23 protein-coding genes and 6 pseudogenes are annotated in these 24,901 nt (G+C 67.3%); 12 read left to right on the top strand and 17 right to left on the bottom strand.

The window, feature by feature from the left end:
* The first annotated feature begins 378 nt into the window (after positions 1-378).
* Positions 379-549 carry a hypothetical protein gene (locus FrCorBMG51_RS28215; protein WP_157180485.1) on the top strand — a complete coding sequence of 57 codons (171 nt, stop codon included), beginning with the start codon at positions 379-381 and terminating at the stop codon, positions 547-549.
* A 106-nt stretch (positions 550-655) separates the two neighbouring features.
* A complete protein-coding gene (locus FrCorBMG51_RS26780; protein WP_235433525.1) occupies positions 656-1,177 on the top strand; it encodes a GNAT family N-acetyltransferase in 522 nt (173 codons plus the stop codon).
* Positions 1,178-1,896: 719 nt separating this feature from the next.
* On the opposite strand, the gene FrCorBMG51_RS12260 is transcribed toward FrCorBMG51_RS26780, so the two are convergent.
* Entirely contained in the window at positions 1,897-3,135 is a 1,239-nt protein-coding gene (locus FrCorBMG51_RS12260; RefSeq protein ID WP_047223208.1) for a PP2C family protein-serine/threonine phosphatase, read from the bottom strand.
* Between the two features lie 274 nt (positions 3,136-3,409).
* Between FrCorBMG51_RS12260 and FrCorBMG51_RS12255 the strand changes: the two genes are divergently transcribed.
* The 6 genes from FrCorBMG51_RS12255 (at position 3,410) to FrCorBMG51_RS12225 (ending at position 7,948) form a co-directional block, all read left to right on the top strand.
* Positions 3,410-3,628, top strand: a complete 219-nt coding sequence (locus tag FrCorBMG51_RS12255) for a GNAT family N-acetyltransferase (RefSeq protein WP_086055417.1) — start codon at positions 3,410-3,412, stop codon at positions 3,626-3,628.
* A gap of 57 nt (positions 3,629-3,685) precedes the next feature.
* Positions 3,686-3,940, top strand: a complete 255-nt coding sequence (locus tag FrCorBMG51_RS12250) for a hypothetical protein (protein WP_052914611.1) — start codon at positions 3,686-3,688, stop codon at positions 3,938-3,940.
* A 50-nt stretch (positions 3,941-3,990) separates the two neighbouring features.
* Complete coding sequence (locus FrCorBMG51_RS33780; RefSeq protein ID WP_047223207.1) at positions 3,991-4,416, top strand: hypothetical protein; 426 nt, start codon at positions 3,991-3,993, stop codon at positions 4,414-4,416.
* Positions 4,417-4,454: 38 nt separating this feature from the next.
* Complete coding sequence (locus FrCorBMG51_RS12240; protein ID WP_420848606.1) at positions 4,455-5,447, top strand: DDE-type integrase/transposase/recombinase; 993 nt, start codon at positions 4,455-4,457, stop codon at positions 5,445-5,447.
* A gap of 953 nt (positions 5,448-6,400) precedes the next feature.
* On the top strand, positions 6,401-6,985 hold the full coding sequence (locus FrCorBMG51_RS12230; protein WP_047223285.1) for an RNA polymerase sigma factor: 585 nt from the start codon (positions 6,401-6,403) through the stop codon (positions 6,983-6,985).
* 60 nt (positions 6,986-7,045) lie between these two features.
* Positions 7,046-7,948 carry a hypothetical protein gene (locus FrCorBMG51_RS12225; RefSeq protein WP_047223205.1) on the top strand — a complete coding sequence of 301 codons (903 nt, stop codon included), beginning with the start codon at positions 7,046-7,048 and terminating at the stop codon, positions 7,946-7,948.
* 382 nt (positions 7,949-8,330) lie between these two features.
* On the opposite strand, the gene FrCorBMG51_RS31145 is transcribed toward FrCorBMG51_RS12225, so the two are convergent.
* The 5 genes and pseudogenes from FrCorBMG51_RS31145 to FrCorBMG51_RS12210 form a co-directional block, all read right to left on the bottom strand.
* On the bottom strand, positions 8,331-8,792 hold the full coding sequence (locus tag FrCorBMG51_RS31145; protein WP_235433536.1) for a hypothetical protein: 462 nt from the start codon (positions 8,790-8,792) through the stop codon (positions 8,331-8,333).
* A gap of 27 nt (positions 8,793-8,819) precedes the next feature.
* A pseudogene (locus tag FrCorBMG51_RS33775) lies at positions 8,820-9,074 on the bottom strand (FAD-dependent oxidoreductase); the annotation flags it as partial.
* 41 nt (positions 9,075-9,115) lie between these two features.
* A pseudogene (locus tag FrCorBMG51_RS33770) lies at positions 9,116-9,724 on the bottom strand (FAD-dependent oxidoreductase); the annotation flags it as partial.
* On the bottom strand, positions 9,721-9,897 hold the full coding sequence (locus FrCorBMG51_RS34690; RefSeq protein ID WP_200902423.1) for a hypothetical protein: 177 nt from the start codon (positions 9,895-9,897) through the stop codon (positions 9,721-9,723). The gene FrCorBMG51_RS34690 and the pseudogene FrCorBMG51_RS33770, both read right to left, overlap by 4 nt.
* Entirely contained in the window at positions 9,894-10,331 is a 438-nt protein-coding gene (locus FrCorBMG51_RS12210) for a VOC family protein (RefSeq protein WP_235433523.1), read from the bottom strand. Before FrCorBMG51_RS12210 ends, FrCorBMG51_RS34690 begins: the two co-directional genes overlap by 4 nt.
* A 156-nt stretch (positions 10,332-10,487) precedes the next feature.
* Here FrCorBMG51_RS12210 and FrCorBMG51_RS26770 point away from each other — a divergent pair.
* Positions 10,488-10,652, top strand: a pseudogene (locus FrCorBMG51_RS26770) (transposase); the annotation flags it as partial.
* On the opposite strand, the gene FrCorBMG51_RS12205 reads toward FrCorBMG51_RS26770, so the two are convergent.
* The 4 genes and pseudogenes from FrCorBMG51_RS12205 to FrCorBMG51_RS12195 form a co-directional block, all read right to left on the bottom strand.
* Positions 10,653-11,699 (bottom strand): ABC transporter ATP-binding protein, encoded by a 1,047-nt coding sequence (locus tag FrCorBMG51_RS12205; RefSeq protein WP_047223204.1) that lies wholly within the window; start codon positions 11,697-11,699, stop codon positions 10,653-10,655. It lies immediately after the preceding pseudogene.
* Positions 11,696-12,433 (bottom strand): ABC transporter permease, encoded by a 738-nt coding sequence (locus FrCorBMG51_RS34685; protein WP_235433522.1) that lies wholly within the window; start codon positions 12,431-12,433, stop codon positions 11,696-11,698. The genes FrCorBMG51_RS12205 and FrCorBMG51_RS34685 overlap by 4 nt, the downstream gene beginning before the upstream one ends.
* Positions 12,434-12,587: 154 nt before the next feature.
* Positions 12,588-12,950 (bottom strand): annotated as a pseudogene (locus tag FrCorBMG51_RS34680) (ABC transporter permease subunit); the annotation flags it as partial.
* A gap of 369 nt (positions 12,951-13,319) precedes the next feature.
* Positions 13,320-14,336: an iron ABC transporter substrate-binding protein gene (locus FrCorBMG51_RS12195; RefSeq protein ID WP_086055416.1), complete on the bottom strand. Its 1,017-nt coding sequence runs from the start codon at positions 14,334-14,336 to the stop codon at positions 13,320-13,322.
* A 181-nt stretch (positions 14,337-14,517) separates the two neighbouring features.
* On the opposite strand from FrCorBMG51_RS12195, the gene FrCorBMG51_RS12190 reads away from it, so the two are divergent.
* Both FrCorBMG51_RS12190 and FrCorBMG51_RS12185 read left to right on the top strand, forming a co-directional pair.
* Complete coding sequence (locus FrCorBMG51_RS12190) at positions 14,518-17,160, top strand: AMP-binding protein (RefSeq protein ID WP_235433521.1); 2,643 nt, start codon at positions 14,518-14,520, stop codon at positions 17,158-17,160.
* A 7-nt stretch (positions 17,161-17,167) separates the two neighbouring features.
* A pseudogene (locus tag FrCorBMG51_RS12185) lies at positions 17,168-17,846 on the top strand (IS6 family transposase).
* A 676-nt stretch (positions 17,847-18,522) separates the two neighbouring features.
* Here the strand turns inward: FrCorBMG51_RS12185 and FrCorBMG51_RS12180 are convergent.
* The 5 genes from FrCorBMG51_RS12180 to FrCorBMG51_RS12165 all read right to left on the bottom strand — a co-directional run bounded on the left by FrCorBMG51_RS12180 (position 18,523) and on the right by FrCorBMG51_RS12165 (position 22,787).
* A complete protein-coding gene (locus FrCorBMG51_RS12180; protein WP_235433520.1) occupies positions 18,523-18,828 on the bottom strand; it encodes a dihydrofolate reductase family protein in 306 nt (101 codons plus the stop codon).
* Positions 18,829-18,871: 43 nt separating this feature from the next.
* Entirely contained in the window at positions 18,872-19,927 is a 1,056-nt protein-coding gene (locus FrCorBMG51_RS12175; protein WP_047223201.1) for an integrase core domain-containing protein, read from the bottom strand.
* 310 nt (positions 19,928-20,237) lie between these two features.
* Positions 20,238-20,699: a type II CBASS E2 protein gene (locus tag FrCorBMG51_RS26765; RefSeq protein ID WP_200902421.1), complete on the bottom strand. Its 462-nt coding sequence runs from the start codon at positions 20,697-20,699 to the stop codon at positions 20,238-20,240.
* Positions 20,671-21,825 (bottom strand): cyclic GMP-AMP synthase DncV-like nucleotidyltransferase, encoded by a 1,155-nt coding sequence (locus FrCorBMG51_RS12170; protein ID WP_338052741.1) that lies wholly within the window; start codon positions 21,823-21,825, stop codon positions 20,671-20,673. The genes FrCorBMG51_RS26765 and FrCorBMG51_RS12170 overlap by 29 nt, the downstream gene beginning before the upstream one ends.
* 11 nt (positions 21,826-21,836) lie before the next feature.
* The gene (locus FrCorBMG51_RS12165) at positions 21,837-22,787 is read right to left on the bottom strand and encodes a CBASS cGAMP-activated phospholipase (protein WP_086055415.1); all 951 of its coding nucleotides are present in this window, start codon (positions 22,785-22,787) and stop codon (positions 21,837-21,839) included.
* A 200-nt stretch (positions 22,788-22,987) separates the two neighbouring features.
* Here FrCorBMG51_RS12165 and FrCorBMG51_RS12160 point away from each other — a divergent pair, with 200 nt between their 5' ends.
* Positions 22,988-24,016, top strand: a complete 1,029-nt coding sequence (locus tag FrCorBMG51_RS12160) for an XRE family transcriptional regulator (RefSeq protein WP_047223200.1) — start codon at positions 22,988-22,990, stop codon at positions 24,014-24,016.
* A 48-nt stretch (positions 24,017-24,064) separates the two neighbouring features.
* Here the strand turns inward: FrCorBMG51_RS12160 and FrCorBMG51_RS12155 are convergent.
* Both FrCorBMG51_RS12155 and FrCorBMG51_RS28210 read right to left on the bottom strand, forming a co-directional pair.
* Positions 24,065-24,418: pseudogene (locus FrCorBMG51_RS12155) on the bottom strand (transposase family protein); the annotation flags it as partial.
* A gap of 115 nt (positions 24,419-24,533) precedes the next feature.
* On the bottom strand, positions 24,534-24,901 hold a 368-nt coding region (locus FrCorBMG51_RS28210), incomplete at its 5' end, for a hypothetical protein (protein ID WP_235433519.1).

The following is a 24,901-nucleotide window of genomic DNA, read 5'->3' as shown; positions in this document are numbered from 1 at the left end:
TGGCGGTGACGTCGACCGCGCACCATCCAACCCCCCGATACTCCGCGTACAAGGCGTGATCCTAGAGCGTCGGTCAAGTGGCGCGGATCCCATCCACGACCACCCGCACAGGCCATGATCCAGGCGACTTTGTCGTTGTGTACGCTTTTTGGCCGCAAAAGCGTACCGTACACAACGACAAAATCGTGCCGATCTTCTCCGGTGGCCGGCGTCCATCGAAGCGTGCCATCGTTCGGGGGGATACGTATGGTTACCTGACCGGCGCTCCAGCGGTGTCCGACACGGCCGGATGGCCCGTCCTGCCCCATCCGGCGTCGGCCGCTGCCGAACAGCGGAAACAGCTCTGCCGCATCCGCCGGGCCGCCAGGCGTCGCCCGCATGTCGATCGCGGCAGTGTGGATCATGATTGCGGAGGTGCTGGGGGCCGACAGCGCCGACCTGCCGGAACCGGACGTCGATCTCAGCGCCCCGGGCGACCCGCCCGGCTCCTCCTCCAGGAGCATCACAGCACAACCGTGCGGCCAGTCATCAGCACCGGGCCCACCCTGAGCTTCTTCTCCGTCAGCAAGGAGCGCCTGCTCACAGACGTTCTCGGACGCCCCAGCATCCCCGAGGCCGTCGCCGCGCGGGGGTGCTTCGCAAGGTTTCGCTCCGCATGCGCGAACGCATGGAAGAAAACGAGGAGGGTGGCATTAGCGCTACTGGCATCATCATACTCATGACCACTGTCGAGGTTCGTGTGGCGCAACCAGAAGATTATGACGACATCGTATCTGTTGTCGACGACTGGTGGGGGCGTCCTGTCAGTACTGGACTGCCCCGGCTGTTCCTCGATCACTTTCATTCGTCAAGCCGGGTCGGCGAGGACAGTCGCGGCTTGGCCGGCTTCCTCGTCGCTTTCCTCTCGCCTGCGCAGCCAGGGGTTGGCTACGTGCATTTCGTCGGCGTCCGACCGGATCGTCGCGGCGCGGGTCTGGCGCGTCTTTTCTGCGAAGACTTCTTTCAGCGCGCCCGGGTAAACGGTTGTCGGGAGGTCAGAGCAGTCACCGCGCCAGGCAGCGAAGCTTCCATCAAATTTCATAAACGTCTCGGTTTCACGGCCAACAGCCCTGTGGCTGATTACAACGGCCCAGGGCGATCAATGGTGACGTTCCGGAGAATCTTGGCAGGAGGATAGCTGTCGGGCTCAAGGCCGACATGTCGGAGCGTACGCTCTCGCTGCCGGGATTGATCGTCAATGCGTTCGCCGAGCGCCGTAAGGCGCAGGATGCGGAGCGGGAGACAGCCGGGAAGCGCTGGAAGGGCCAATGCCTCGTGTCCGCCACGGCGACCGGCACACCACCGGTCGTCGTCGCCGACGAACTCGAGCCGATCAGCCCACGCGGCGCATGGCGTAACCTGCGCGGAAGAGGTGCACCAGCCTCAACGAGACGTGATCCTAGACAAATCACATTCTTGCTGGTCAGGTGCACCTCGATCACGTTCGGCCAGGGTCAGCCCGGCATATCACCACACCGGTGAAAGACGGAGGCCAGAGTCCGTGGGCTTGGCTGTACGCGCAGTACGAGGCTGGCGCATACCCCGAGCTTGGGAAACCTGTGCGGCTTGCGGCGCTGACCAGGGCGGGACGGTCCAGTGCCCCCTCCGCGGGCCACCGGTCCCTCCAGATGCTGACCGTTGCCACTGGCACGCGAATGGCATGGCTTGCGGATCCACTGACGTGGAGAATCGGCTCCGACCGTCTGCCTTTCCGTGCCGCGGTGGTGCGTCTGCCACGCTCCGTCGCCGTTCGCTTCGCGCGTCGGACGCGTTCCCCCATCCCCGCGGACGGCAGCGGACACGCGCGAACGAGCGGAAACCGAGACGACCGGGCGTCCCCTACCTGCCTCTTCCTGGTTACACATCTACGCTGGCGAGATGGTCGGCGGTGCCCCCACGCCACTCGACCAGGAAGAGAGTCGCGTCGTCGGTCGTGATCCCGCGCCGTTCCCGCATCAACGCATGGGACAGACCCCGCACCATCTCCCGCACACTTTTGCCCCGGATACTCTCAACAGAGCTGATCAGGCGTTCCTCGCCGAACTGCTCTCCGCCGGTTTCATGCTCCTCGATGAGACCATCGGTGAAGAACAGTACGCGGTCGCCGCGCCAGAGCGTCTGCTCACTGATCTGCGGTATGTCACCACCGAAGCCGACCGGCAGGGTTCCCGGACTCTCCAGTGCCCGGATAACCTGATGATCGCGGATTAGCAGTGCTGCCGGGTGGCCTGCGTTGACCCACTGCAGGTGGCCCGTTCCGATATCCAGACGCATCATCTGCGCTGTGACGAAGTGGTCGGGCCCGAACTGCTTGTCGATGGCCGCGTCCATGAACATGTACAGCTCGGCAAGCCCGATATCGGCACGTCTGGCGTGCCGGTAGGCGCCGATCGCGACCGTCGCCAGCACGGCGGCGTCCAGGCTGTGACCCATCGAGTCGATGACGGCCACGTGCAGGATGTCGTCGTTGAGGGCGTAGTCGAAGCTGTCGCCTGCGATGTCGTAGGCGGGTTCGAGGATGCCGGCTACCGCGACCTGCGGGGTAATCATGGTCAACGGGGGCAGCAGTGACCATTGGATTTCCGCGGCCACGCTCATCGGTTCGCGGCGCCGGGCCTGGAAGAACTGGTCGGTGTAACTGCTCTTGGTGACCAGCATGTCGGCGACGAGGCCGGCGAGCCGCCGCAGCAACCGCCGGTCGTCATCGTCGACGGTGTCGAGGGTGAGGGCCAGCACCCCCACCTGGTCGCTACCGTCCAGCAGCGGCAGGAACATTCGTATGCCGTCAGCTTGCGGCTGTTCGACGATCATCGCGCGGAGGAATGCCGTACCGGCCGGGGAGTCGTCGATCGGCTCGGGCTCCCCGACCGTGAGGCTCCGGCCCGGCAGCGGCGTCAGCATCAGCTGCTCATAGTCCTGCAGAAGGATCGAGACGTCCCGGCCACCGATCCTGCCCACCTCCTCCGCGACCAGTGGAGCGATCAGCTGCGGCGGCATCTCGTGAGCACGGTCCAGCAGCACACCCAGCAGCCGCTCGCCGAACCCCTCCGATAGATCCACCATGGCCTTGCGGTGGTCCTGTTCGCCTGCCACCATGGCCACCTCCCTCCCCCTCGCTCCGGCCCTTCATAGCTGTGCGAGCCTTCTTGGGCCGCGTCAACCGGTCACGTCGGCACCCCGCTTCACCCCTGATCGACGGGGAGGAGGACAGCGAAGGCTCTGGTTGGTGGCGATGGAGACGAGGGGACTCGTACCCCGAACCTGTCGGCGCGGCTACGAACATGACGAAGGATCTACGTGGAACGAGCCGTTCGACCCCACGTACCCGCCGCGGCCGCGCTAACCCCACCGCGCCAACTTCGGGCGCTACCTGTATGTGGACGATCTCTCGACGCTCGAGGATGCCCGCCGTCGGGGATACGGCCGACGTCTCCTCGAGTGGCTGTTCGCGGAGGCCCGACGTCTCGGATGCGACCAGGTGCAGTTGGACTCCGGCGTCGGACCGACGCGGACGGACGCCCACCGGTTGTACATGAACGCAGGTATGGCCATCGCCGCGCACCACTTCACCCACATTCTCGACAGGTAGCCAGGAGCGGTTCACCCTCCCGAGGGTGGCATTGGTACGGCTGGCATCATCATGCGCATGACCACCGTCGAGGTTCGTGCGGCGCGGCCAGAGGACTATGACGACATCGTGTCTGTTGTCGACGACTGGTGGGGGCGGCCTGTCAGCGCCGGACTGCCACAGCTGTTCCTCGATCACTTTTATACGTCGAGCCGTGTCGGCGAGGATCATCGCGGCCTGGCCGGCTTCCTCGTCGCTTTCCTTTCGCCTGCGCGGCCGGACGTTGGCTATGTGCATTTCGTCGGAATCCCCCTCTGTGTCAGTCTCGGGTGAGACATCCGCTGGGTGCGGGTTGGCTACAGAGGGCGTGATCGGAGATCCTCGTGTTCGTGGAGTCAGAGTCCCAGGAGCGTCCTGGCCGGTCCTCACCGCGTGACCCGGCGCCGCGTCCGTCGCGGCGGGTGTTCAGCACGGCGTACAAGCTGCGGATCGTCGCCGAGTACGAGAACGCCCCGCACGGGGAGAAAGGTGCGATCCTGCGCCGGGAGGGATTGTTCTCGTCGCATGTGGTGGAGTGGACCCGTGCCCGTGATGCGGGTGCTCTCGGGGGATCGGGCGTTGCGGCCCGCGGTCCTGCGGAGAAGAAGCCGGGGAAATCGGCGGAGCAGATCGAGGTGGAGAAGCTGCGGCGGGAGAACGAGCGGCTAAAGGCACGTCTCGTGACCACGGAGACCGCACTGGACATCATGGGAAAAGCGCGCGCGCTCTTGGAACAGATCTCCGAGAGCGCGGACACCGAACGGCCGTAGACCAGGTATTGAACGACGCTTTCGACGAGCTACGGGCCGTGGGTGTTCCCGTGAGCCGGGCGTGTACCTTCACCGGCCGGTCGCGGGCGACGCATTACCGTCACGCTGCCCCGGGCGGGCGTCGCCATGGGCCGTGGCCGGCGCGGAAACCCCCGCCGGCGGCGCTGACCGCAACCGAGCGCGCCCAGGTGCTGGCGGTGCTGAACAGCCCGGCCTACCAGGACCTGGCGATCCCGCAGGTCTGGGCCCGCGAGCTGGACGCCGGCCGGTACTGGTGTTCGCTGGCGACGATGTACCGGGTTGCCCGGGCGGCCGGGCAGACCCGAGAACGCCGTGCGGTGGCGTCGCATCCGCCGCGGGTCCGCCCCGAGTTGTCCGCGACCGGACCCGGCCAGGTCTGGAGCTGGGATATCACCGCGTTGAAAGGACCCGCCAAAGGCGTCTGGTACAAACTGTACGTCATTCTCGACATCTACTCCCGGTATGTGACCGGCTGGCTCGTCGCCGCGGCGGAGGACGCGGTGGTCGCGAAGGACTTCCTCGCCGACGCCATCCACCGGAACGGAATCCCACCCCGAGCAGTCCACGCGGACCGCGGCGGGGCGATGGTCTCCAAACCTGTGTCCGAACTTCTCGTCGACCTGGGCGTCCACCGGTCTCATTCCCGACCGCGGACCTCGAATGACAATCCCTACTCGGAGGCGCAGTTCAAGACACTCAAGTACACGTTCGATTTTCCGGAAAGGTTCGGGTCGCTGGCGGATGCCCGGGTCTTCTGCGAGGGGTTCTTCACCGCCTACAATCACGACCACCGCCATTCCGGGATCGGGTTCCACACGCCCGCCTCGGTGCACTTCGGTACCGCCAAGCAGCTCCAGGCCCACCGGCAGGCCACCCTCGACCGTGCCCGCGCAGCGCACCCCGAGCGGTTCGCGCGCCGGCCACGGCCACCCCGTCTACCCGAGACCGTGTGGATCAACCAGCCAGTCCCAAGCCAACCGAGTAACGACCAACTGTCTCATTTGACTTGACATCTACCGGAGCCCCTGCTCCCCGCGTTCGGGCCGCGTCTCCGGGGCGGGGGACCACACCGGTGTCGGATCGGGCGGTGTTCACCACGGTGATCTTCGTGGTCAGTGTCTGGTCGTCGGCGGTGCGGATGGGCTGTCCGCCGCGGCGGCGCCAGGCGTAGCAGCCCTCGCGTGGTACACCGAGCACGCGGGGAAGGGAGACACCATGGCGGTTTTCTCCGCGTCGATCAGAGCGAACGTCATGTCTGACCGGTCTCCGTCACGAAGAAAACCGCGGCCTTGCAAGGGATCTCGAGTTCCTCGCGGAGCTGCCTTCTCCTTCTGGAGACGGTTCAGCTCCTCGCGTTCCGTGGCGCTTGGCTCGTCTGCGCGGCGCTTTCCCTGCGGGAGGCTTCCGGACCCAGTTACGGATTGGCTGTCCCGGCGGGCCATATTCCTTCGCCAGCTCCTCGGGTATTCGCCCGGCCCGGACAAGTTCCACCATCTGTTGGCGGAACTCGGCGGTGTACGACGGCTGTGATCTCGACATCCGTACTCCTCCCTGAGACTATTTCCTCAGGGAGTCCAGGTACGAACGGAATCGGGCCAACTTTACTTTCGACCATTCGCGTGCTTCAGATCCTTGGAAGCCAAGCCGACACCACCGAGGCATGGACCGGGATCCGGCGTCCGCGAAAAATTTCAGATCACAACACGGGACTAGTTATAGACATCTATGAGTAAAAATCTACCCATATCTTCTCAGTAGCATGTTTTTAACAGATTGTAAGGTCGGGGCCCCTGCGTCGGCAGGTTGCCGGGCGTACCGCATCATCTGGCCGGTGGATCGCAGCACGGAGATGAGCGGTGCGGATGCCAGCACCGTCGGTGTCGGCATCCCGCGGCGACGATCGTGCGCCGACACGGCGGCGGCACCGCACGACGGTCACGAGGTACAGGCGCAGGCGCTACGGGTGGGCCTGGCGGACATCTCCCTCGACGTGGCCAAGGCGCAGCGTGGTGACGAGGATGCCTTCAAGGTGATCTACCGAGCGGTACAGCCGGGGTTACTGCGCTACCTGCGGGTGCTTGTCGGCGACGACGCCGAGGACGTGGCGTCCGAGGCGTGGTTGCAGATCGCCCGGGATCTGCCGTCGTTTCGCGGGGATTCCAACGGGTTCCGCGGTTGGGCGGCGACGATCGCCCGTCACCGCGCTCTGGACCACATACGCCGTCAGCGACGCCGTCCCCAGCACGACGTGCCGGTCGAGCAGATGACCGATCTGCCCTCTCCCGACGACACCGCCGGACGGGCGCTGGAAACGCTGTCGACCGATACGGCGATACGGCTGATCGCCGGCCTGCCACGCGATCAGGCCGAAGCCGTGCTCCTGCGGGTGGTCATCGGGTTGGATGCTCAGACCGCCGGACGCGTGCTGGGCAAGCGTGCGGGCGCTGTCCGCACCGCGGCATATCGCGGGTTGCGCCGTCTGGCCGAACAGCTCGGAGCGGACGGAAACACGGCGGGTGAAGACGGTCAAGATGACACGATGTGCTGAAGACAGTGACTGCCAGTTGGGTGTGACACCAGTGAGAGCTTGGACGCTGAAGGACGTGAGATGAGCACCTACCGACCCCGTCGGATCGACCGGGAAGACGCAGAGCGGATGCTTCGCGGCGTCCCGGTCGATCCGACGGCAGGTTCGGGCCCCCTCGCCGACCTGCTCGCCGCCGTGGCCGCTCCGGCCCGTGCCGACGAGTTCGCCGGGGAGGAAGCGGCTGTTGCCGCCTTCCGGGAGGCGCGTCTTGTTCCTGTCAACCAGCTCCGGAGAGAACCAATGATCAAAATTGCCCTCGCGAAGCTCCTCACGGTGAAGATCGCAGTTGCGGCAGTCGCTGCTACAACTGTTGGTGGTGTCGCTGTCGCCGCCAGCACTGGTGCTCTGTCCTCGCCCGGTGAGCATGAAGCCGCCGCCGGCATCACAACCTCCGCCTCGGCTCAGGCGGCCGATCCGTCGGCTCATGTTCCGGCCGCGGGCGCCATTGCCCCGGCGTCGCTGCCCGCGCTGTGCCACACCTACACGGCCACCGCGGCGGAGCACCCGGACAGGTCGGGCAAGGCCCTCGACGAGCCGGCCTTCTCCCTGTTGATCGCCGCGGCGGGTGGCAAGGGCAAGGTCACAGCCTATTGCGGCGAGATACTCAAGGTCCCCGCAGCAGCCGCATCAGCCGCGGAAGTCGTAGGCCAGACGGTCGGCGGTGTCTCAGCCACCGCAACCGTGGGCGGGGGTGTCAACGGCGTCGACGGCCAGGTCGGGGTCGCCGGCGGCTCCGTGGGCGCTTCCGTGTCGAAGGAAGGAGCGAACCTCGGCGTTTCAGTACCGCAGGGAGGAGCGGATTCGGGAGCCAGTGTGTCCCCGGCAGGAGCGGGCTCGGGAGCCGCTGTCTCCCCAGGAGGAGCGGATGCGGGAACCGGTGTGTCTCGGGGAGGCGCAGACCTCGGGGCTTCCGTGAAGCCTTGAGCGGCACCGGGGAACGGTAACGGTCATACAGAAGGGCCAAAGGCGGCGCGATCACGCTTCTTGCGCGTCCGGGGTCCCTGTCGGATCCGGGATTCCTGCCAGATCGGCGAAGTCGATCTGGCAGGTCCGGAAGCAGGTCCGCCGGACCTGCCAGGTCCGGCAAGCCCAAATCCTCGATCACTGATCCAGGTCAAGTTATTGCGGATCAGATCGTGGCGTGCGTGGCCCGGCAGGTGCGGCAGGCCATCAACCTCGGCCGCCGTCATCGCCTCCGGGCCGCGCTCGACGCGGACAACGGCGTGTCGACGAAGCCGGGGGCGATGAGGTTGACCCGGACCGGCGCTCCCCACACAAGCGCCGAGCCTGGCCAAGTGGGAGACGCTTACGGCGCATCCACCCGGACCGGGTAGCGGTCCGCCATGATCTCGCTGCGCAGCGCCTTCAGCGCGCTGACGTAGATCTCTGAGAAGGTGGGGAACGGCTGGATGACATCGCGCAGCACATCGAGCGGCACGCGGGCGCGGATGGCCAGCGTGGCCTGCTGCAGCCACTCACCCGCCTCGGGGCCGAGCGCGTACGCACCGGTCAGCCGTTCGCCGTCACTAAGCAGCGTCAGGAAGCCATTCGACTCGGCGTAGGCGTGCGTGTAGGTGGCCGTCTTGGCCACCTCGGACACCAGAGCGGTCACGCTGAACCGGGCCTCGGTGGAGCCGACGGCGGCCGCCTGCGGGTCGGTGTAGACCACGTCCGGCACAGCCTTATAGCTGGCCTCGCGGGGTTCACCGAGGATGTTCGCGGCGACGACCTCGCCCTGGTACTTGCCGACGTGGGTCAGCAGCCGCACCCCGGTGACGTCGCCGATGGCCCACAGGCGCTCGCTGGCCCGCAGGCGCGCGTCGACCCGGACGCCGTACTCGTCGAACGTGGCACCGGCCCTCTCCAGGCCGAGCCCGGCCACCCGCGGGCGTCGGCCGGNNNCCCGCGGGCGTCGGCCGGTGGCGACAAGTAGCCGGTCGCCACGCAGCTCACGACCGTCATCGAGGACCAGGACGTAGTCCTCGCCGTCGCGCCGCGCGGCGGCCGCATGCACGCCCAGCAGCAGTTCGACGCCATCACGGCGCAGCACCTCGCCGAGCGCCTCGCCCAGCGGCGCGGGCTCGCGGGCTCGCGGGCCAGCAGATGCCCCGCCGCCTCGACGAGGGCCACCTCGCCGCCCAGGCGGCGCACAGCCTGAGCCATCTCGGTGCCGACCGGCCCGCCGCCGAGAATCAGCAGGAGGCGCGGGACGTCCTTCATGCCGGTCACCTCGCGGCTGGTCCAGATGCCGTCCAACTCGCGCAGGCCCGGGACAGGCGGCACGACCGGATCTGAGCCGGTCGCCACCACCACGTGCGCCGCGCTGTAGCGCCTGCTGCCGACCTCGACCACGCCGGGCCCGGCCAAGCGCCCCGTTCCGCGGATCAGGTCGATGCCCTTGCCCGCCAGCCAGGCCCGCTGCCCGGCGTCGGAATAGTCCGAGACCATGAAGTCGCGCCAGGCCAGCGCCTCCCTGGCATCGACCTGCGCGGTGGCCGCCGCCTCCCGCGCTTGATGCACCGCCTCGCCGGGGCGCAGCAGCGTCTTGGACGGAATGCACGCCCAGTACGAGCACTCGCCCCCGGCCAGCTCCCGCTCGACCACCGCCACCCGCAGGCCGCCGTCGGCCAGCTCGCCGGCGCAGTGCTCACCCGGCGAGCCGGCCCCGAGGACGATCACGTCGTAGTCGTAGCCGTTCATACGCCGGCCGCCTGCGCGTTCCGCTCATCCACCATGTACTGCGCGTACCAGTCCGGCCAGTCCGGGTCGGCCTGCCCGGTCTCCTCCTCGTGCTTGCCGTGCGCGGCGGCCGCCCGGCGCAGCGCCTCAGCCAGGTCGGCAGCGGAGTCGTAAGCCGCCGGCGCGGGTGTCACGCGGCCCGGCAGGCGCGTCGTGACCTCCTGGACGAACCAGCTGTTGCCGTCCGGGTCGCTGAACGACACCCACGAGCCGTAGCTCCGGTGGCCCGAGGCCGGACCAGCGACCCGTGCGGTGGTCCCGGCGTGGTGGAACACCCGCCCGCGTCGTGGAACACCTCGCTGACCTCCACACCTCGGCTGGCCAGCTCCGCCCGGGCCGCCTCGATGTCGTCCACCACCAGCTGCAAGCCGTCCGCCGAGCCGGGCGCGGCCGAGGTGACTCCGGTGCCGAAGATGACCGAGCACGCCGAGCCCGGAGGTGTCAGCTGCACCACCCGGAAATCCGTACCGGCGGCGAAGACGGCATCCTCCCGCCACCCGAGCGCCTTGTAGAAGTTCTTGGCCCGGTCCACATCGGCGACCGGCAGCACCGCAACCTCAAGCTTCACGTCCACGGCCTCGGCACCTCTCCTTTTCTCCTTTTCCGTTTGATGCCGGTGCCCTGCGTCCCCCCACCGGGGTGGGCCTGGCATCCACACTCGCGCTACCCATCGTCAAAATCCTGGAGCCCGGGGTCCCGCGGCGGCATCCCGCAGCCATGTCGGGGGTGGTGGGCCGGCGCCGGCGGGGAAGGCGCGACATACTGGGCGCACCTCCTCACTGAGATCAAGAACCGGGGATCGGCAGACGTGTGCATGCTCGTCTGCGACGGGCTGACCGGCCTGCCGGACGCGGTCACTACCGTCTGGCCCGCCACGATCGTGCAGACCTCATCTCGTCGCCGGATAGGTGACGGCGTTGCCGGACACGGTGAGCTGTACGTCGGTGTGAGGGCCGGGCAGGCGTTGGCCAGCGACGACCCTGGCGACGACGGATGGACCCTCGGGCAGCAGGTCGAGTCGGATGGTGGCGTCGTGGCCGTAGTAGTTGATCTCACGTACCCGGGCCGTCACGCCGTTGGGACGGTCGGTGGTGTGGATCCGGAGCTGTTCGGGGCGAATCAGCACCTGGGCGTCGCCCCTGTGCTCGGAGTCGGTGACCGGGATGGTGCCGAGCGCGCACCACGCCTGTCCGTCGTGGATGGTCGCGGGCAGGAGCACGGCCTCGCCGACGAAACCGGCCACGTCGACGTCGCGCGGCTGGCTGTAGACAGTCGCGGGAGTGTCGAGTTGAACCAGCCTGCCCTGTCTCATCACGCCGACCTGGTCGGCGAGGGAGAGGGCTTCGGCCTGGTCGTGGGTGACCAGGACCGCCGTCGTTCCCGCGGCGCGCAGGGCCCGGGTGACTCCGCGGCGGGTAGCCTCCCGAAGTCCGGCGTCCAGCGCGCTGAACGGTTCGTCGAGCAGCACCACCGCGGGTCGTGGTGCCAGTGCTCGGGCCAGGGCCACCCGCTGCTGCTGGCCACCGGAGAGCTCGTACGGGTAGCGGTCGGAGAGCTCCGCGGCGAGGCCGACCAGCTCGAGCAGTTCGGCAACACGGCTTCCCTGCTTTCGCTGCGTGCGCGGCAGACCGAAGGTGATGTTCGCGGTCACGGTGAGGTGAGGGAACAGCGCCCCCTCCTGTGGCACGTACCCGACCTTGCGATGTTGGGCCTTGGTGGACCTGCCTGGCCGGAACACGATCTCGTTGCCGAAGGCGACGGTGCCGCCGTCCGGATCGGCGAAGCCCGCGATGACTCGCAGCAGAGTCGTCTTCCCGCACCCGGACGGACCAAGCACCGCCGTCAGACTGCCCTGAGGCACGTGGAGGTCGACGCCCTGCAGCACGGGAGTGCCGCCGTAGGATTTCGTCACGCCGGTGATGGTGAGCGCGGTCATGCCACTGACTCCTTTCGCACCTGGCGGGTCAGCAGATAGGTCGCGGGTCCGGAGATCAGCACCATCAGCGCCGCGTAGGGCGCGGCGGCGCCGTAGGCGAGGCTGTCGCTGTGGCTCCAGAACTGGGTGGCCAGGGTTTGGGTGCCGGTGGGTGCGAGCAGCAGAGTCGCGGTCAGTTCCGTCACCACGGCAAGGAAGACCAGCGCCGCGCCCGCACCCAGCCCCGGCACGATCAGCGGCAGCGTGACCCGGCGGAGCGTGGCGAGTCGTCCCGCGCCGAGCGAGTGCGCGACGTCGTCGAGGACCGGCGGCGTCTGCGCGAGGGCCGCGCGCACGTTCACCATGGCGCGCGGCAGGAACAGGATCAGGTACGCCACGATGAGCACGCTGGTGGTCTGGTACATGCCAGGTACCAGGCGGACGGCGACCGTGACCAGGGCCAGCGCTACGACGATGCCTGGCAGCGCGCTGCCGATATAGGTGGCGCGCTCCAAAGCGGTCGACAGCCGGTTTCGCCCGCGCACGTACAGCCAGGCCACGGGGACCGCCGCCGCCGTGGTGACCAGCGCGCCCAGCGCGCCGAGCCCGAGCGACGTTCCGGTCGCGACCGCTATCTGGTCGACGTCGAGTCCGGATGAGGCGCCCTCCGCCAACCAGCGGCCGAGGCTCGCCAGCGGAACACCGAGCGACAGCACGGCCAGAGTGGACAGTCCGGCGACCGCGGGCAGCGTCATCGGGCCCAGCCGGATGCGCTCTGGCGGGGCGTGCCGAGCCTGCGCCGATACGCGCGTAGGGCGCGTGGCCGCGCAGGGTCAGCTCGGCCAGCAACAGGATCAGGCAGCATGCCACCAGGACCCCGGCCAGCATGCTGGCCGCGGGCCCGTTGAACGCGGACTGATACTGGTCGTAAATGGCTGTGGTGAAGGTGGGGAACCGCAGCATCTGCAGCGCGCCGAACTCGGCGAGCAGATGCAGTCCGACCAGCAGCGAGCCACCCAGGACAGCCGGCCGCAGCTGGGGCAGGATGGTCCGCGTGAAGATCTGGAATCCGCTGTGGCCCAGCGAGCGGGCGGTCTCCTCGTAGGCCGGGTCGAGGCCGCGCAGGGTAGCGGCGACCGGGAGGTACACGAAGGGGAAGTAGGACAGGGTCACGATCAGCAGCGCACCGTCGAAGCCCGCGGCCGAAGGGAGCAGGGAGACCCAGGCGTAGCTGTTGACGAACGCCGGGATCGCGAGCGGAGCCACGAGCATGACGTGGAACACCGTGCGACCCGGTAGGGAGGATCGTTCTACCAGCCAGGCCGCGCCGGTCCCGAGCACAGCGCACAAAAGCATGCAGCCCACCGCGAGCCGGGCCGTGTTCCACAACAGCTCTCCGGTACGCGGGCGGACGACCAGATGGACGACCTCCGCCCAGCCCGCCTCGACGGCCGCGTCCACTACGAACAGCAACGGCACCGTCGTGAGGAGCGCGACCAGGAGTGCCGCAGTGAGCATCGGCAGCTGTGGGAGCGTGGAGCCCGCGGCGCCGTGCCGACGGCGCCGGGCCGGCAGGCTGCTCGTACCGGGGCCCGGGACCACAGGATCGGAGCCCGGGACCGTGGGAGTACCGACGGCCACTTAGAGCAGACTGGCGTTGCGCATGAGCTCGACGACCTTGGGGCCGTTGAGGCTGGCGACGTCGATCACCGGTGGGTCGAGCTCGCTCAGCGGCTTGAGCTTCGCGTTCGCCGGGACGCCGCTGGCGATCGGGTACTCCAGGGCGTTGCTGTCGGCCAGGATCTGCTGGCCTGCCCTGCCGGTGAGGTAGCGGACGAGCTGCTGCGCCTTGTCCTGGTTCTTGCTCGCCTTGAGCACCCCCGCGCCCGACACGCTCAGGAACGCTCCGGGATCCTTGCCTCCGAAGAACTTCAGCTCGGTATTGTTGCTGTTCGCACCGGACTCGGCGCGGTCCTTGTACCAGTAGTAGTGGTACAGCACGCCCGCTTGGACCTCCCCGGTGTCGACGGCCTTGAGCACCGCCCGGTTGTTTGAATAGATCTTCGCGTTCGCCTTCAGACCGGCGAGCCACGTCGCCGTCGCGGTCTCTCCCTTGCTCGCCAACACCGCGCTGACGATCGCCTGGAAGTCCGCACCCGCGGCCGCCACACCGAACTTGCCCTGCCACTGGGGCTGTTGGAGATCCATCAGGGAGGCGGGCAGCTGGTCCGGGGTCAGCTGCCGCTTGTTGTACGCCAGCACGGTCGCGCGGGCGGCGAACCCGGTCCAGTTGCGGCTGGATGGCACGAACTGCGCCGGCACCTGGGCCAGGGTGGCGTCGTCGACCTTGATGAAGCGGCCCCGGCCGTCGACCAGGCTCATCGCCGGCGAGTTCTCCGTGACGAACACATCGGCGGGTGAGGCGTCGCCCTCCTGCACGATCTGGTTCGCGAACTCGGAGTCCTTACCGGACCGAATGTTGACCTTGATGCCGGTCTCCCTGGTGAAACCATCCACCATGGCCGTGATCAGGTCGTCGTGCTGGGCGTTGTACAGGGTGATGGTGGCGCCTTCCGATCCGCCGCACGCCGTAGCCGCCGCGGCCATGACGACCGCCACCGCCAGTGTTGTGATCCGCCCAGCGAGCCGCACGCGCACCAGCACCTCCAGAGTCGGGTCGATTAGGTAAGGCGAGCCTTAGAACGGTACATCGTGCCGCGGCGAGCCGGAAGGCGTCGATTGACGTGGATCACACGTCTGGCTCGATCATGCTGGTTAGCCTAAGTTAAGTAACCCTTGCCTTTTATACCTGATGGACGATAGGGGAGGCACGGCCACAATGCGGTCGCCCGTTCGAAGCGCACCCGGTGTCCCGTTCGCCACCACGCTCCGCGCGCACGGAGACAGGCTCGCGGTGGTCACCCCGCACGGCGCCGAGCTCACCTACGACCAGTTGGCCGGCCGCGTCGAGGACGCGGCCGCTCGGCTGGGTACCGACCGCAGGCTGGTCATGATCGCGGCAGCCAACGATCTCGAGCCGCTCGTCACCTACCTGGCTGCGCTGGCCGCTGGACATCCGGTTCTCCTCACCGCGCCCGACGACCGCCACTGGAACACGCTGTTATCGATCTACGATCCGGATGTCGTGCTCCGCCGCGAGGACGAGTGGACGCTGCGGGAGCGGCGCGACGGCACGTGCCACGACCTGCACCCCGACCTCGCTCTCCTGCTCTCGACGTCGGGGTCGACCGGATCCCCCAAACTGGTCCGGCTCTCCGCCGAAAACCTCCAGGCCAACGCCGAGTCCATCGCGCGGTTCCTGGACATCCGCGACTCAGACCGCGCGTCCGCGGCACTGCCGATGCACTACTGCTACGGGCTGTCGATCATCAACAGCAACCTGCTGCGCGGTGCGGCGTTGCTGCTGACCGAGGACTCGGTCGTCGACCCGGCTTTCTGGGCGACCTTCCAGAAGTATCGGGGCACCAGCCTGCACGGCGTGCCCTACACCTTCGACCTGCTCGAGCGGGTCGGCTTCGACCGGATACACCTGCCTTCCCTGCGCTACGTCACCCAGGCGGGTGGCGCGTTGCCCGCGCATCGCGTCCGGCACATCGCCGAACTGGGCAGGCGCCGCGGATGGCGGTTGTTCGTCATGTACGGGCAGACCGAAGCCACCGCACGCATGGCCTACCTGCCGCCCGAACTCGCCGAGTCGCATCCTTCCGCGATCGGCGTCCCGATTCCCGGCGGCTCGTTCGAGATCCTGCCCTCCGAAGACCCCTCAACGCCCGGGCAGGGCGAACTTGTCTATCGCGGCCCCAACGTGATGTTCGGCTATGCCGAGAGCCCGGCCGATCTCGCGCTGGGCGCGACGATCGATGCGCTCGCCACCGGCGACATCGCGCGGCGCACGGCGGACGGACTGTACGTGGTCGTCGGACGTACGTCGCGCTTCGTGAAGCTGTTCGGGCTGCGCATCGATCTCTGCCAGGTGGAGCTTCTCCTGGCCGACCACGGACGCACCTGCGCGTGCGCGGGCACCGACGACGCCCTGACCATCGCAACCCTGTCGCCGGACCGATACGCCATCCGTAGACTCGTCCAGGAGAGGCTCCGGCTCCCAGCGGACCGGATCCGCGTCGTCGCCGTCGACGAACTGCCGCGCCTGACCAACGGCAAGATCGACTATTCGGCGATCCAGGAGCTGGCGAACTCCCAGGACCTCCGACCGGCGCGCCACACCGACCTGTCGGTGCGGGAATGCTTCGCCAAGGTTCTGGGCTGCGCCGACATCGCCGACGATGCGACGTTCGTCGACCTGGGCGGAGACTCACTGTCCTACGTCCAGATGTCCCTCGAGATCGAGCGGACGCTGGGGTACCTGCCCGACGACTGGCCCACCACGCCGATCGGCGAACTGGACCGGCTCGCCGCCCAGCACGACGGTCGGGCCGAACGCACGACCGTCACCAGAACCACGACGGTCGAGACCGGCATCGTGCTGCGGGCGGTTGCGATCATACTGATCGTCAGCAACCACATCGGCCTGTTCCACATTCTCGGCGGCGCTCATCTGCTGCTGATCGTCGCCGGGTGGGGCTTCGCCCGATTCCGTCTCGCGCCGAGGGACAGCGGCACCAGCCACGCCATCCTCCGCAGCGCCGCCCGGATCGCGATCCCGTCCATGCTGTGGCTGACCTGGCGGGCCGTGGAGAGCACCAGCGTGGGGTGGTCGAACGTTCTATTGATCAACAACTACGTCCGCCACGGTGCGTACGGCTACTGGTTCGTCGAGGTCCTGGTCCAGACGCTGCTGCTGTTCACGCTCGTGTTCGCGATCCCGGCCGCGCGTCGATGGGAGCGGCGGCACGGTTTCGGCTTCGCGCTGGCGACCTTGGGTGTCGCCCTGCTGGCGCATCAGTTCGCCCACGACACCAACACCTTCGCCGAACGGTGGATGGCCACACACGGCGTCGTCTGGTTCTTCGTCCTCGGCTGGCTCGGCTATCGGGCCACCCGCACCAGGCAGAAGGCGCTCGTCGTCGCGATCACGCTGCTGATGATCCCCGGATATTTCGCCAACCCGCTACGGGAGACCGTCATCACCGTGGGATTCGCGGCGCTGTTGTTCCTTCCGCGGCTCGCGCTGCCGAGGTTCGTCGTGCGAATGACCGGGTCGATCGCGAGCGCCTCGCTCTACATCTACCTCACCCACTACGCCGTCTACTCCGCGGCCCTGCCGCACCTGCCCGCCCTCGCGGTCCTGCTCCTCTGCCTCGGCACAGGCATGCTGACCTGGAGCGCAACACAAACTCTCCGGCGAGCCGTCCGGCTGTTGGCTCAGCGGGTCCGGACCTCGTCCCGTGACCACGACACCGTTGTCGGATCAGGGCGAGAGGCACAGGTGCAGGCCCTGAGCGGCGCCGACGGCACTGTCGCGTTGGCGAAGTCCGCCGTTGCCACTGCCGATCAGTCATGATCGAATGATGCGCCGACGTCGCGTCCGTCCCCGGTCCTGACGTCGGCGTTCGCGNCCGGTTTTCGGTTCCCACCCGAGGTGATCGTGCTGGCGGTTCGCTGGTACCTGCGCTACGCCCTGTCCTACCGCGACGTCGAGGAGTTCCTCGCCGAACGCGGTCTCGTCGTCGACCACGTCACGATCTACCGGTGGGTGCGCCGGTTCACCCCGCTGCTGATCGACGCGGCCCGGCCGTGCCGGCACACGCCGGGTGATCGTTGGTTTGTCGACGAAACGTATGTGAAGGTCGCCGGTCGGTGGACCTACCTGTACCGGGCGATCGACCAGTTCGGCCAGGTCATCGACGTCCTCGCCAGTGAGCATCGGGACCTGACCGCGGCCCGATGCTTCCTCACCCAGGCGCTGTCGCACGGCCGCCGGCCGTGCGAGGTGACCACCGACCGGGCCGCCGCCTACCCGCGGGTCCTTGACGAGCAGCTACCCGCCGCCCAGCACATCGACGAACGGTATGCGAACAACCCGATCGAAGCAGATCATGGCAGGTTCAAGGCGCGGCTGCGGCCGATGCGCGGGCTGAAACGTTTCCGTTCCGTGCAGGTGATCGGCGCCGGGCAGGCGTTCGTGCAGAACATCCNCCCCGCCAGCGGCTGACGGCTGCCTTCACCGAGCTCGCGCTGGCCGTCTGAGCACCCGCCCGGCACAGGTCCACCGTGCCTTGCCTCCGCCCAATGCAACAGAGCCCCGCCGAGACCACCGTCGCCGCCCACGCGGCTTCATCCCGCTGCGTCACCAGGAAGAGAACTGCAAGCCCGGCAACCGCCAGGCATGTCACCACCAGCACCACCCGCCGCGTACTCACCCGACCATCATCGCGTACCTCTCCCGCAGCGTGGGGTGTGCCTGGCCAGAACGGTACCGGGCCGCTCCAGATCCAGAACTGCGTACTCGTAAGGCTAGCCTGACGATCTGCGCTTTCCGTAGGGCTACTCCCGGCCCGAACGCCGGCCGACAGATCTTCTTCCGGTGGGATCACGACATGGGCGACAGCCTCGCGCCGGAGTCGGACCACGCCCAGCGGCATGCCCACGGGCCAGCCGCGCAAGGAGCACGAGCGCCTTCCAGGCCAACGCGGGGGTCCGCCCGCGTTGCTTGACACTTCCGCCTCATTGGACGGATTCGAACGATAGTCCCGAGTGCAGCGTCGCACGACGATGGCGGAATACGGCAGGGTTCGAATAACAGCACTCTGCCAGTCAATCGTTCCTTTGTAGGGTCTCGCGGCTGATGTCGTAATCTCACGGGCCGTGTCGTACCGATGTCGTATACGACATCGCCGTGAGACTAGCGCGTGGGTGCTGCTGCTCAGCGCCTCGTCTCGTACCTGGTCAGGACCACGCCGCCGGGAAACGTCCGCGTCTCAACCAGGTTCAGGTTCACCCAGCTGTCCAGCGCGGTGAAGAACGGCGTGCCGCTGCCCACCAGGACCGGATAGGCGGCGATCGCGTACTCGTCGATCAGCCCGGCGCGCATGGCCGCCCCGGCGAGCGTTGCGCCGCCGATGTTCATTGGGCCGCCGTCCTCGGCCTTGAGCCGGGTGATCTCGGCGATCGCGTCGCCGGTGACCAGGCGGGTGTTCCAGTCGACCTTGTCGATCCTCGAGGAGAACACCTGTGGGGTGCCAGAACTCGGCCACCGGCGTTGACCTGGTCTTTTAGGCGGCTCGCTCGTATTCGTTGATCAGGCCTCCGAGGACGGGCTGGCGCTTGATCCGTTCCTTGGTCAGGTCTGCAACGGGGTGGTCGGGCCGTGGTGGTTGAAGGTCACGGCCGCGGTGGGGTCGTCGTCCGTTGTAGTGGGTCGCGTACTCGGCCAGAACGGTACGCAGATGCCGCTCGCCGAAGATCAGCATCCGGTCGGTGGCCTCGGTCCGGACCGTGCGGACGGAGCGTTCCGCGTAGGCGTTCGCCCGCGGAGTTCGGGGTGGGATCTTGACCGTGGTGATGCCGGCGTCGGCGAGGATCGCGTCGAAGGATGCGGTGAATTGCCCGGCCCGGTCGCGGACCAGGAAGTGGAAGTCGGCCGCCTGGTCACCGAGGTCCACCAGGAGGTTCCGGATTTGTTGGGTGGTCCACGGTCCGTCCGGGTTGGCGGTGACCCCGAGGACGTGGACGTAACGGGAGCCGACCTCCATGACGAAGAAGCAGTACAGACGCTGGAGCGTCACGGCGCAATCCACGTGGAAGAAGTCCACCGCCAGCATGGTCGATGCCTGGGTGCGCAGGAACTGCCGCCAAGTCGTGTCGGTCTGGCGTTTCGGGGCCGGGGGCAGCCCGAGGGACGTCAGGATTCGGCGGATCGTGGACGCGCCGACCCGGTGGCCGAGCTTGAGTAGCTCACCCTGGATCCGCTGGTACCCCCACGTCATGTTCTCGGTCGCGAGTCGTTCGATGAGGGTCGCGATCTCCGTGCTGACCGGCGGTCGTCCAGTCCGCTGCGGGTAGGTCCACTTCCGTGTAACCAAACGGCGATGCCACTGTAGGACGGCCCCTGGGGTGATCAGCCGGTGCGCTCGCAGTGTCTTCGGCAGAAGTTGGATCAGTGCGGCGAGTACCGCCCGGTCCGCCCAGTCCCACCGGGGCTTCGGCTGGGTGCGGCGTAGCACCGCGACCTCGTGCCGCAGCACGAGCAACTCGATGTCCTTGGACGCCGACGAACGGCCGAGTAGGACAAGCCAGCCACACACCCGCACGAAGATCAGATAGAGCACCTCACACGGACATAGCTGACCATCATGCCAACAGTCGCGCCGTCACATCATCCCAGCTCACAGACCCAAGCCGACTTCTGGCACCCCACAGGCCGACGCGACGAAGCAGAAACCACACTGCGTGACCTACTCGCCGACCTGACCCGTCTTCACGGCCCACAGCATCCCAGCGCCGATGAGATCCGCAAACTGCTCTCCCACCCGAGGTCGCAGAACGGGTGACTTTCTGCGCGGGGGTACCGGCAGTTCCGTGACGCATCCACTATGGCCGTACCTGGCAGGGAGTGTAGAACTGTAACTCGGTCCTACGTCAAGCGGCCTCGGGCTTGGTTGCTTGCTGGACGCAGCCTGGGTCCTGCGTCCCTATATAGGTGTATCCCGATCCGCCTCCGACCCAATGGCCGCTGATAAGCCACAGTTCGTAGTGGATCAGCCATTCAGCGATCCAAGGCAGAATAGTGGCCGACAACAACATGTCATGCCTCCACTCGCCGGGGTAATAAAGGCACAGCTCATCTCCGGCGTAGACGTGCGGTAAGGCGTGCGCATCAGGGCGCAGCGTAAGCTGCGGATCGGTGACGGTGATCCGGGGGCGGCGTCCATGCCGATAAAGCAGGCGCACTGTGTAGACCTGGCTGGCTGGCGACGGCCTGATGCACATAAGGCAGTCCAGTTCGCCACGGCGGACTCTTCCCGTAGCGGTGGGCAGTGTGGCGCGGATCGCGATCAACTGCCTGGTCAGGTTAACCGCGCGGGTCGGTGTGCTGGCCATGGAAGGTATGCCTGCGGACGGGCGTACCGGCCACAGTCGTGGTGAGTAGGCCGGTGCCGGTCATGCGGAGCGCGCCGCTCTCGGTCTGGCGGCGCAGCCAGTCGCCGTAGCGTTGCGCGGACAGTTGCACCGCATCGGGGCCGAAGCTTTCCGCCATACGTGAAGCCACTACCTGCAGTCCCTTGCCCTGCAGTTGGACCAGGTCGTCGAGCACAGTGGTGATGTCCCGATGCCAGGCGAAGAACGCCTCCCGCCGTTCCGGGTACTCGTTCCACTTGTCGGCGAAGTTCTCCTCCTCGTGTGCGGGGTTGGGCACCCACCACTTGCCGTGACGGTTCTCGATGAAGTCATCCATGCGGTTCAACAAGTTGCGGGTCGCAGTGAACAGGTCCACCTCCCCGTGGTACGCTTGGGCGGTCAGCGTGGTGATCAGGATGGATGGGGGCCGGTTGTCCGGGTTATGGGCGAACCGGAGCATGCAGTGCCACTTGAGGATCTGTACAACCCGCTGCAGCGTGCTGCGGACCTCCCACTCGGGTACGTCGGCGACGTTGATGTGCCGCTTGGCGGCGGCCTCGACGAGAAGCTGCTGAAGCTGTTCCGACTGCCGGCGGAACCAGGTGGCGTAGCCGATCGGGTTACTGTGCTGCCACCGGTACAACTGCTTGTCCGTCAGCAGGATGCCGGTCGGTGGGTGGTCCACGTCCGGGATGGTTGGCAGCACGTCGAGGTGGAAGCCGTGGTCAGGGTAGCTGAGCGTCCAGCAGCGGCGGCGGGCCTGGCAGGTCTTCGGCCCGTCGGTATGGCCGTGCCGCTTCTTCCACCGCAGGTAGGCATGGAGCAGATCGCCGACGCGCTGCTTCAATTCGGCCTGGGTGATGCTCTCCTTGGCGATCAGCAGCCAGCACACCAGGTCGATGTCGTACTCGCCGGTGCGGCTGTCGGGGCGCACGACGGTGCCGAGCCGGAACGAGCCCTGCGGGTAGATCCGGCACCGGTACCCACCGTGCTCGGCGAGCCAAGAGCCGACCTCCTCATAGCGTTCAACGGCGAGCTGCTGCAGGTGGGGCGCAATGTCGAGGGTTTCGACGGCGCCGTCGAGCAGCATCGACAACATCTGTTCCATGGTGTCCACGGTCAGTCCTCCTGGGCCGGGTAGTAGGGCACATACGCCGGCGCGGTGTGGTCGGCGAAGCAACGGGTAAAGCTGGGCGAGGCCACACGGCTCTCGTGGCTGGCGCGGCCGATCAGGTCGTCGGCATCGACCTTGTCTAGGGAGAGGGCGCCCGTAGGCACCGTGGGGTTAAGCCGTAGTACCCGGTCGTTGCTCAGGAAGTGCCCGACCTGCTTGGTCGCGCTCTCGCTCTGGGCGCGTATCAGAACCTCGACCGCGTCGCGGGCCCACGGCAGCAGCCCGCCGCGGTCAAGGCGACGGCTGCGGCGGGGCAGGTCGATCGTGGTGCCCAGGCTGAACACCCGGACGGCATCCAAAGGCTGGCCGAGCGGTCCGACGGCCTCGGTCAGGGCCACCATCGCCGGGTTGTTCGCCCACACTCCGCCGTCGACCAAGCGTGCGCCATCCAGGGACATGCCGGGCAGGTACGTTGGGGCCGCAGCGGTGGCCATCGCAACGTCGACCGCTTTCTCACGCCAGTCCCGCTTCAACGTCGGCAGGTGTGGCGTACGGAACAGGTACACGTCGTCGGCACCGATGTTGTACGACGTGATCAGCAACCGCTTGGTGCTTTCCCCGAACGTCCGCTCGCCGAGCACCTTGGTAAGGGCGGCGCGCAGCGGCTCAGAGGCGTACTTGGCACGCAGCAGATGCCGCACCCCCCGCAGCCGGCTCCGGTCACGGAAGATCCGCGGGCCATGGTCGGTATAGAATTGCAGGATCTGCCGGGGCGACATCCCCAGGCCGAGACCGAGCGCGATGATCCCGCCGGTCGAAGTGCCGGCGATCAGGTCGAAGTGGTCGACGATCCGCACATCGAGGTCTTCCTCCAGGCGCGCGAGCACTGCGGCCGAGAACATCCCCCGTAGCCCACCGCCGTCCAACGACAGGATCTGGAACCGTCCGTCGGTCACCCGCCGCCACCCAACCGCTTCACACCCCAGCCCACGATGCGCTCCTCCGCCCTGACCGTGCTGTCGATCATACTTAATATCACGGCATTGATTTCGGTGCGTACTTCTGCACTTGAAGGGCACCTGTTCTACTGTGTCGTGATGCCAGGCGACGCCCGGATCAGCCACAATGCGGAGAGCAAGATCGGGTGAGGGGAGCGATGGACACGCCAACGTTCGAACATGCGCGACTACGCATTGCCCGCGAACTCGTTGGGTTCAGCCAGAGCCGGTTGGCCACCGAGGTCGCTCTCTCGCCCGCCGCAATCAGCCAGTTCGAGAGCGGGGCCGTGCAGCCCAGCCCCGATACCGTCGCCGCTCTCAGCACCGCGCTCATGGTGCCGGCCGGGTTCTTCGCTCAGCCGGTGACCGAAACCCACGAGGGCTTCTTCCGCTCCCTGCGCCGCACCGCCGTCGTGGACCGACGTCGCGCCCGCGCGGTCGCGCACGTTGCACATGACCTCGCGCTGTACGCGGCTGCAGCCGGCCGGTTCCCCGCCAGCAACGTGCCGGAGATCCCCGCCAGCGACCTCGACACCCCGGTCGACGAGATCGAGCGCATCGTCTGGCAGATCCGGGCGCGCTGGGGTGTACCGCCCGGTCCTATCACCGACGTCGTCGAGCTCCTGGAGAACCACGGAGTAGTCGTGATCAGGCTCCCGTTGGGCAGCGCCGACGTGGACGCCTTCTCGCTGCCGTTCCCTGACCATCCCGTCGTCGTCCTCGGTGCTGACAAGAACGACCGTGCCCGATCGAGGTTCGACGCCGCCCACGAACTTGCCCATCTCGTCCTACACGGCGAACAGATGTGGGGTATCAAGCAAGTCGAAACCCAAGCGCACCGGTTCGCGGCCGCGCTACTCATGCCCGCAGACGAGATCCGCGACCAGCTCCCGATCACCGTTGACTGGCCCAAACTGTTCGAGCTGAAACGGCACTGGCAGGTATCCCTCGCGGCTCTGCTCATGCGCGCCCGCACACTGCAGCGCATGAGCGAAAGCACCTACCTGACAGCCATCAAGGCAGCCTCAGCCCGAGGCTGGCGCCGTCTCGAACCCGTACCGCTCGGTCCGCCCGAACAACCCCGGCACCTGCTGGACTTCCTCGCCTCGGAGGCGAGTCAACCAGCTCGTGCATACCTACCGGTCCACGTCGTCAACGACATTGCAGCCGCGACCAGCGCCGCCTGAGCGAACGTCGGTGGATCTCCGACGAGGTCACGTATCCTTCTGCACGACACGGACCACCGCGCCGATCTGGACCGTCAGGCGGGACGTGCGCCGCTGATAGCGCTCCAGCACCCCGGGCAGCTGTTCACGGAAGGTCTGGCGGCAGCCGCGGGTCGGGCAGACCAGGCGGCGGACCCGGACGGTCACGGCCACCCGGCGGGCGTCGATGGGCAGGTTGACCACGGTCCGCTGGTGGTAGCCGTGCACCCGCCTGCTCGGGGCGCCGCAGCCCGGGCAGGCGGCAGGCAGGTCCGGTGTCCGTGCTCGCACCCGGATCCACTCACCGTCGTCCGTCACATCCTCCACGACCAGCGGCGATAACCCCGAGAACGCCATGGTCACAAGCTTGCTGTCATCGCACATGACTTATCGTGAGATGATCGGGCTCTCTCCGTCACCACCGAATCCGAGACAGAGCCAAGTTAACGGTGTAACGGGTGATGTTGGTGCTACATCCGGACCATTGCTGTGAGCTGGTCTACTTCCGGCCGGCGGACAGGCGTCCGTCGAACGCCAGGTCGAAGGCGTTGAGGGGTGCCTTCCAGCGGATCATCCACTTCGCTCTGCCTCGTCCGGTGGGGTCGAGGCTGGTCAGGACAGCCGAGTCGGGGACTGGGCGGCGGCGAGCAACGTCGAGATCGCTTACACCCCCACCTACAGCTCGTGGCTGAACCGGATTGAGGCCCAGTTCACCGCCCTGCGCTACTTCGCCATCGACGGCACCGACCACCGCAACCACCGCGCCCAGGCCAGCATGATCCGCCGCTACATTATCTGGCGGAACCAGCACACCCAAGATCGGAAACTTAAGCGGATCGTCGACCGGGCAAACGTTGCCTGATGCGG

This window comes from Protofrankia coriariae, from assembly GCF_001017755.1.
In the GTDB taxonomy this organism is placed as follows: domain Bacteria; phylum Actinomycetota; class Actinomycetes; order Frankiales; family Frankiaceae; genus Protofrankia; species Protofrankia coriariae.
The sequence above is the reverse complement of the archived record's forward strand: the minus strand, read 5'-3'. Positions and strand labels throughout refer to the sequence as shown.

Coding starts and splice junctions, on each gene's coding strand:
- FrCorBMG51_RS12225 (WP_047223205.1), top strand. CDS start 7,046: ATGAGCACCTACCGACCCCGTCGGATCGACCGGGAAGACGCAGAGCGG.
- FrCorBMG51_RS12260 (WP_047223208.1), bottom strand. CDS start 3,135: ATGGTGGCAGGCGAACAGGACCACCGCAAGGCCATGGTGGATCTATCG.
- FrCorBMG51_RS26780 (WP_235433525.1), top strand. CDS start 656: ATGCGCGAACGCATGGAAGAAAACGAGGAGGGTGGCATTAGCGCTACT.
- FrCorBMG51_RS12250 (WP_052914611.1), top strand. CDS start 3,686: ATGACCACCGTCGAGGTTCGTGCGGCGCGGCCAGAGGACTATGACGAC.
- FrCorBMG51_RS12190 (WP_235433521.1), top strand. CDS start 14,518: ATGCGGTCGCCCGTTCGAAGCGCACCCGGTGTCCCGTTCGCCACCACG.
- FrCorBMG51_RS28215 (WP_157180485.1), top strand. CDS start 379: ATGTCGATCGCGGCAGTGTGGATCATGATTGCGGAGGTGCTGGGGGCC.
- FrCorBMG51_RS34685 (WP_235433522.1), bottom strand. CDS start 12,433: ATGACGCTGCCCGCGGTCGCCGGACTGTCCACTCTGGCCGTGCTGTCG.
- FrCorBMG51_RS12205 (WP_047223204.1), bottom strand. CDS start 11,699: ATGACCGCGCTCACCATCACCGGCGTGACGAAATCCTACGGCGGCACT.
- FrCorBMG51_RS12170 (WP_338052741.1), bottom strand. CDS start 21,825: ATGGAACAGATGTTGTCGATGCTGCTCGACGGCGCCGTCGAAACCCTC.
- FrCorBMG51_RS12160 (WP_047223200.1), top strand. CDS start 22,988: ATGGACACGCCAACGTTCGAACATGCGCGACTACGCATTGCCCGCGAA.
- FrCorBMG51_RS26765 (WP_200902421.1), bottom strand. CDS start 20,699: ATGGCCAGCACACCGACCCGCGCGGTTAACCTGACCAGGCAGTTGATC.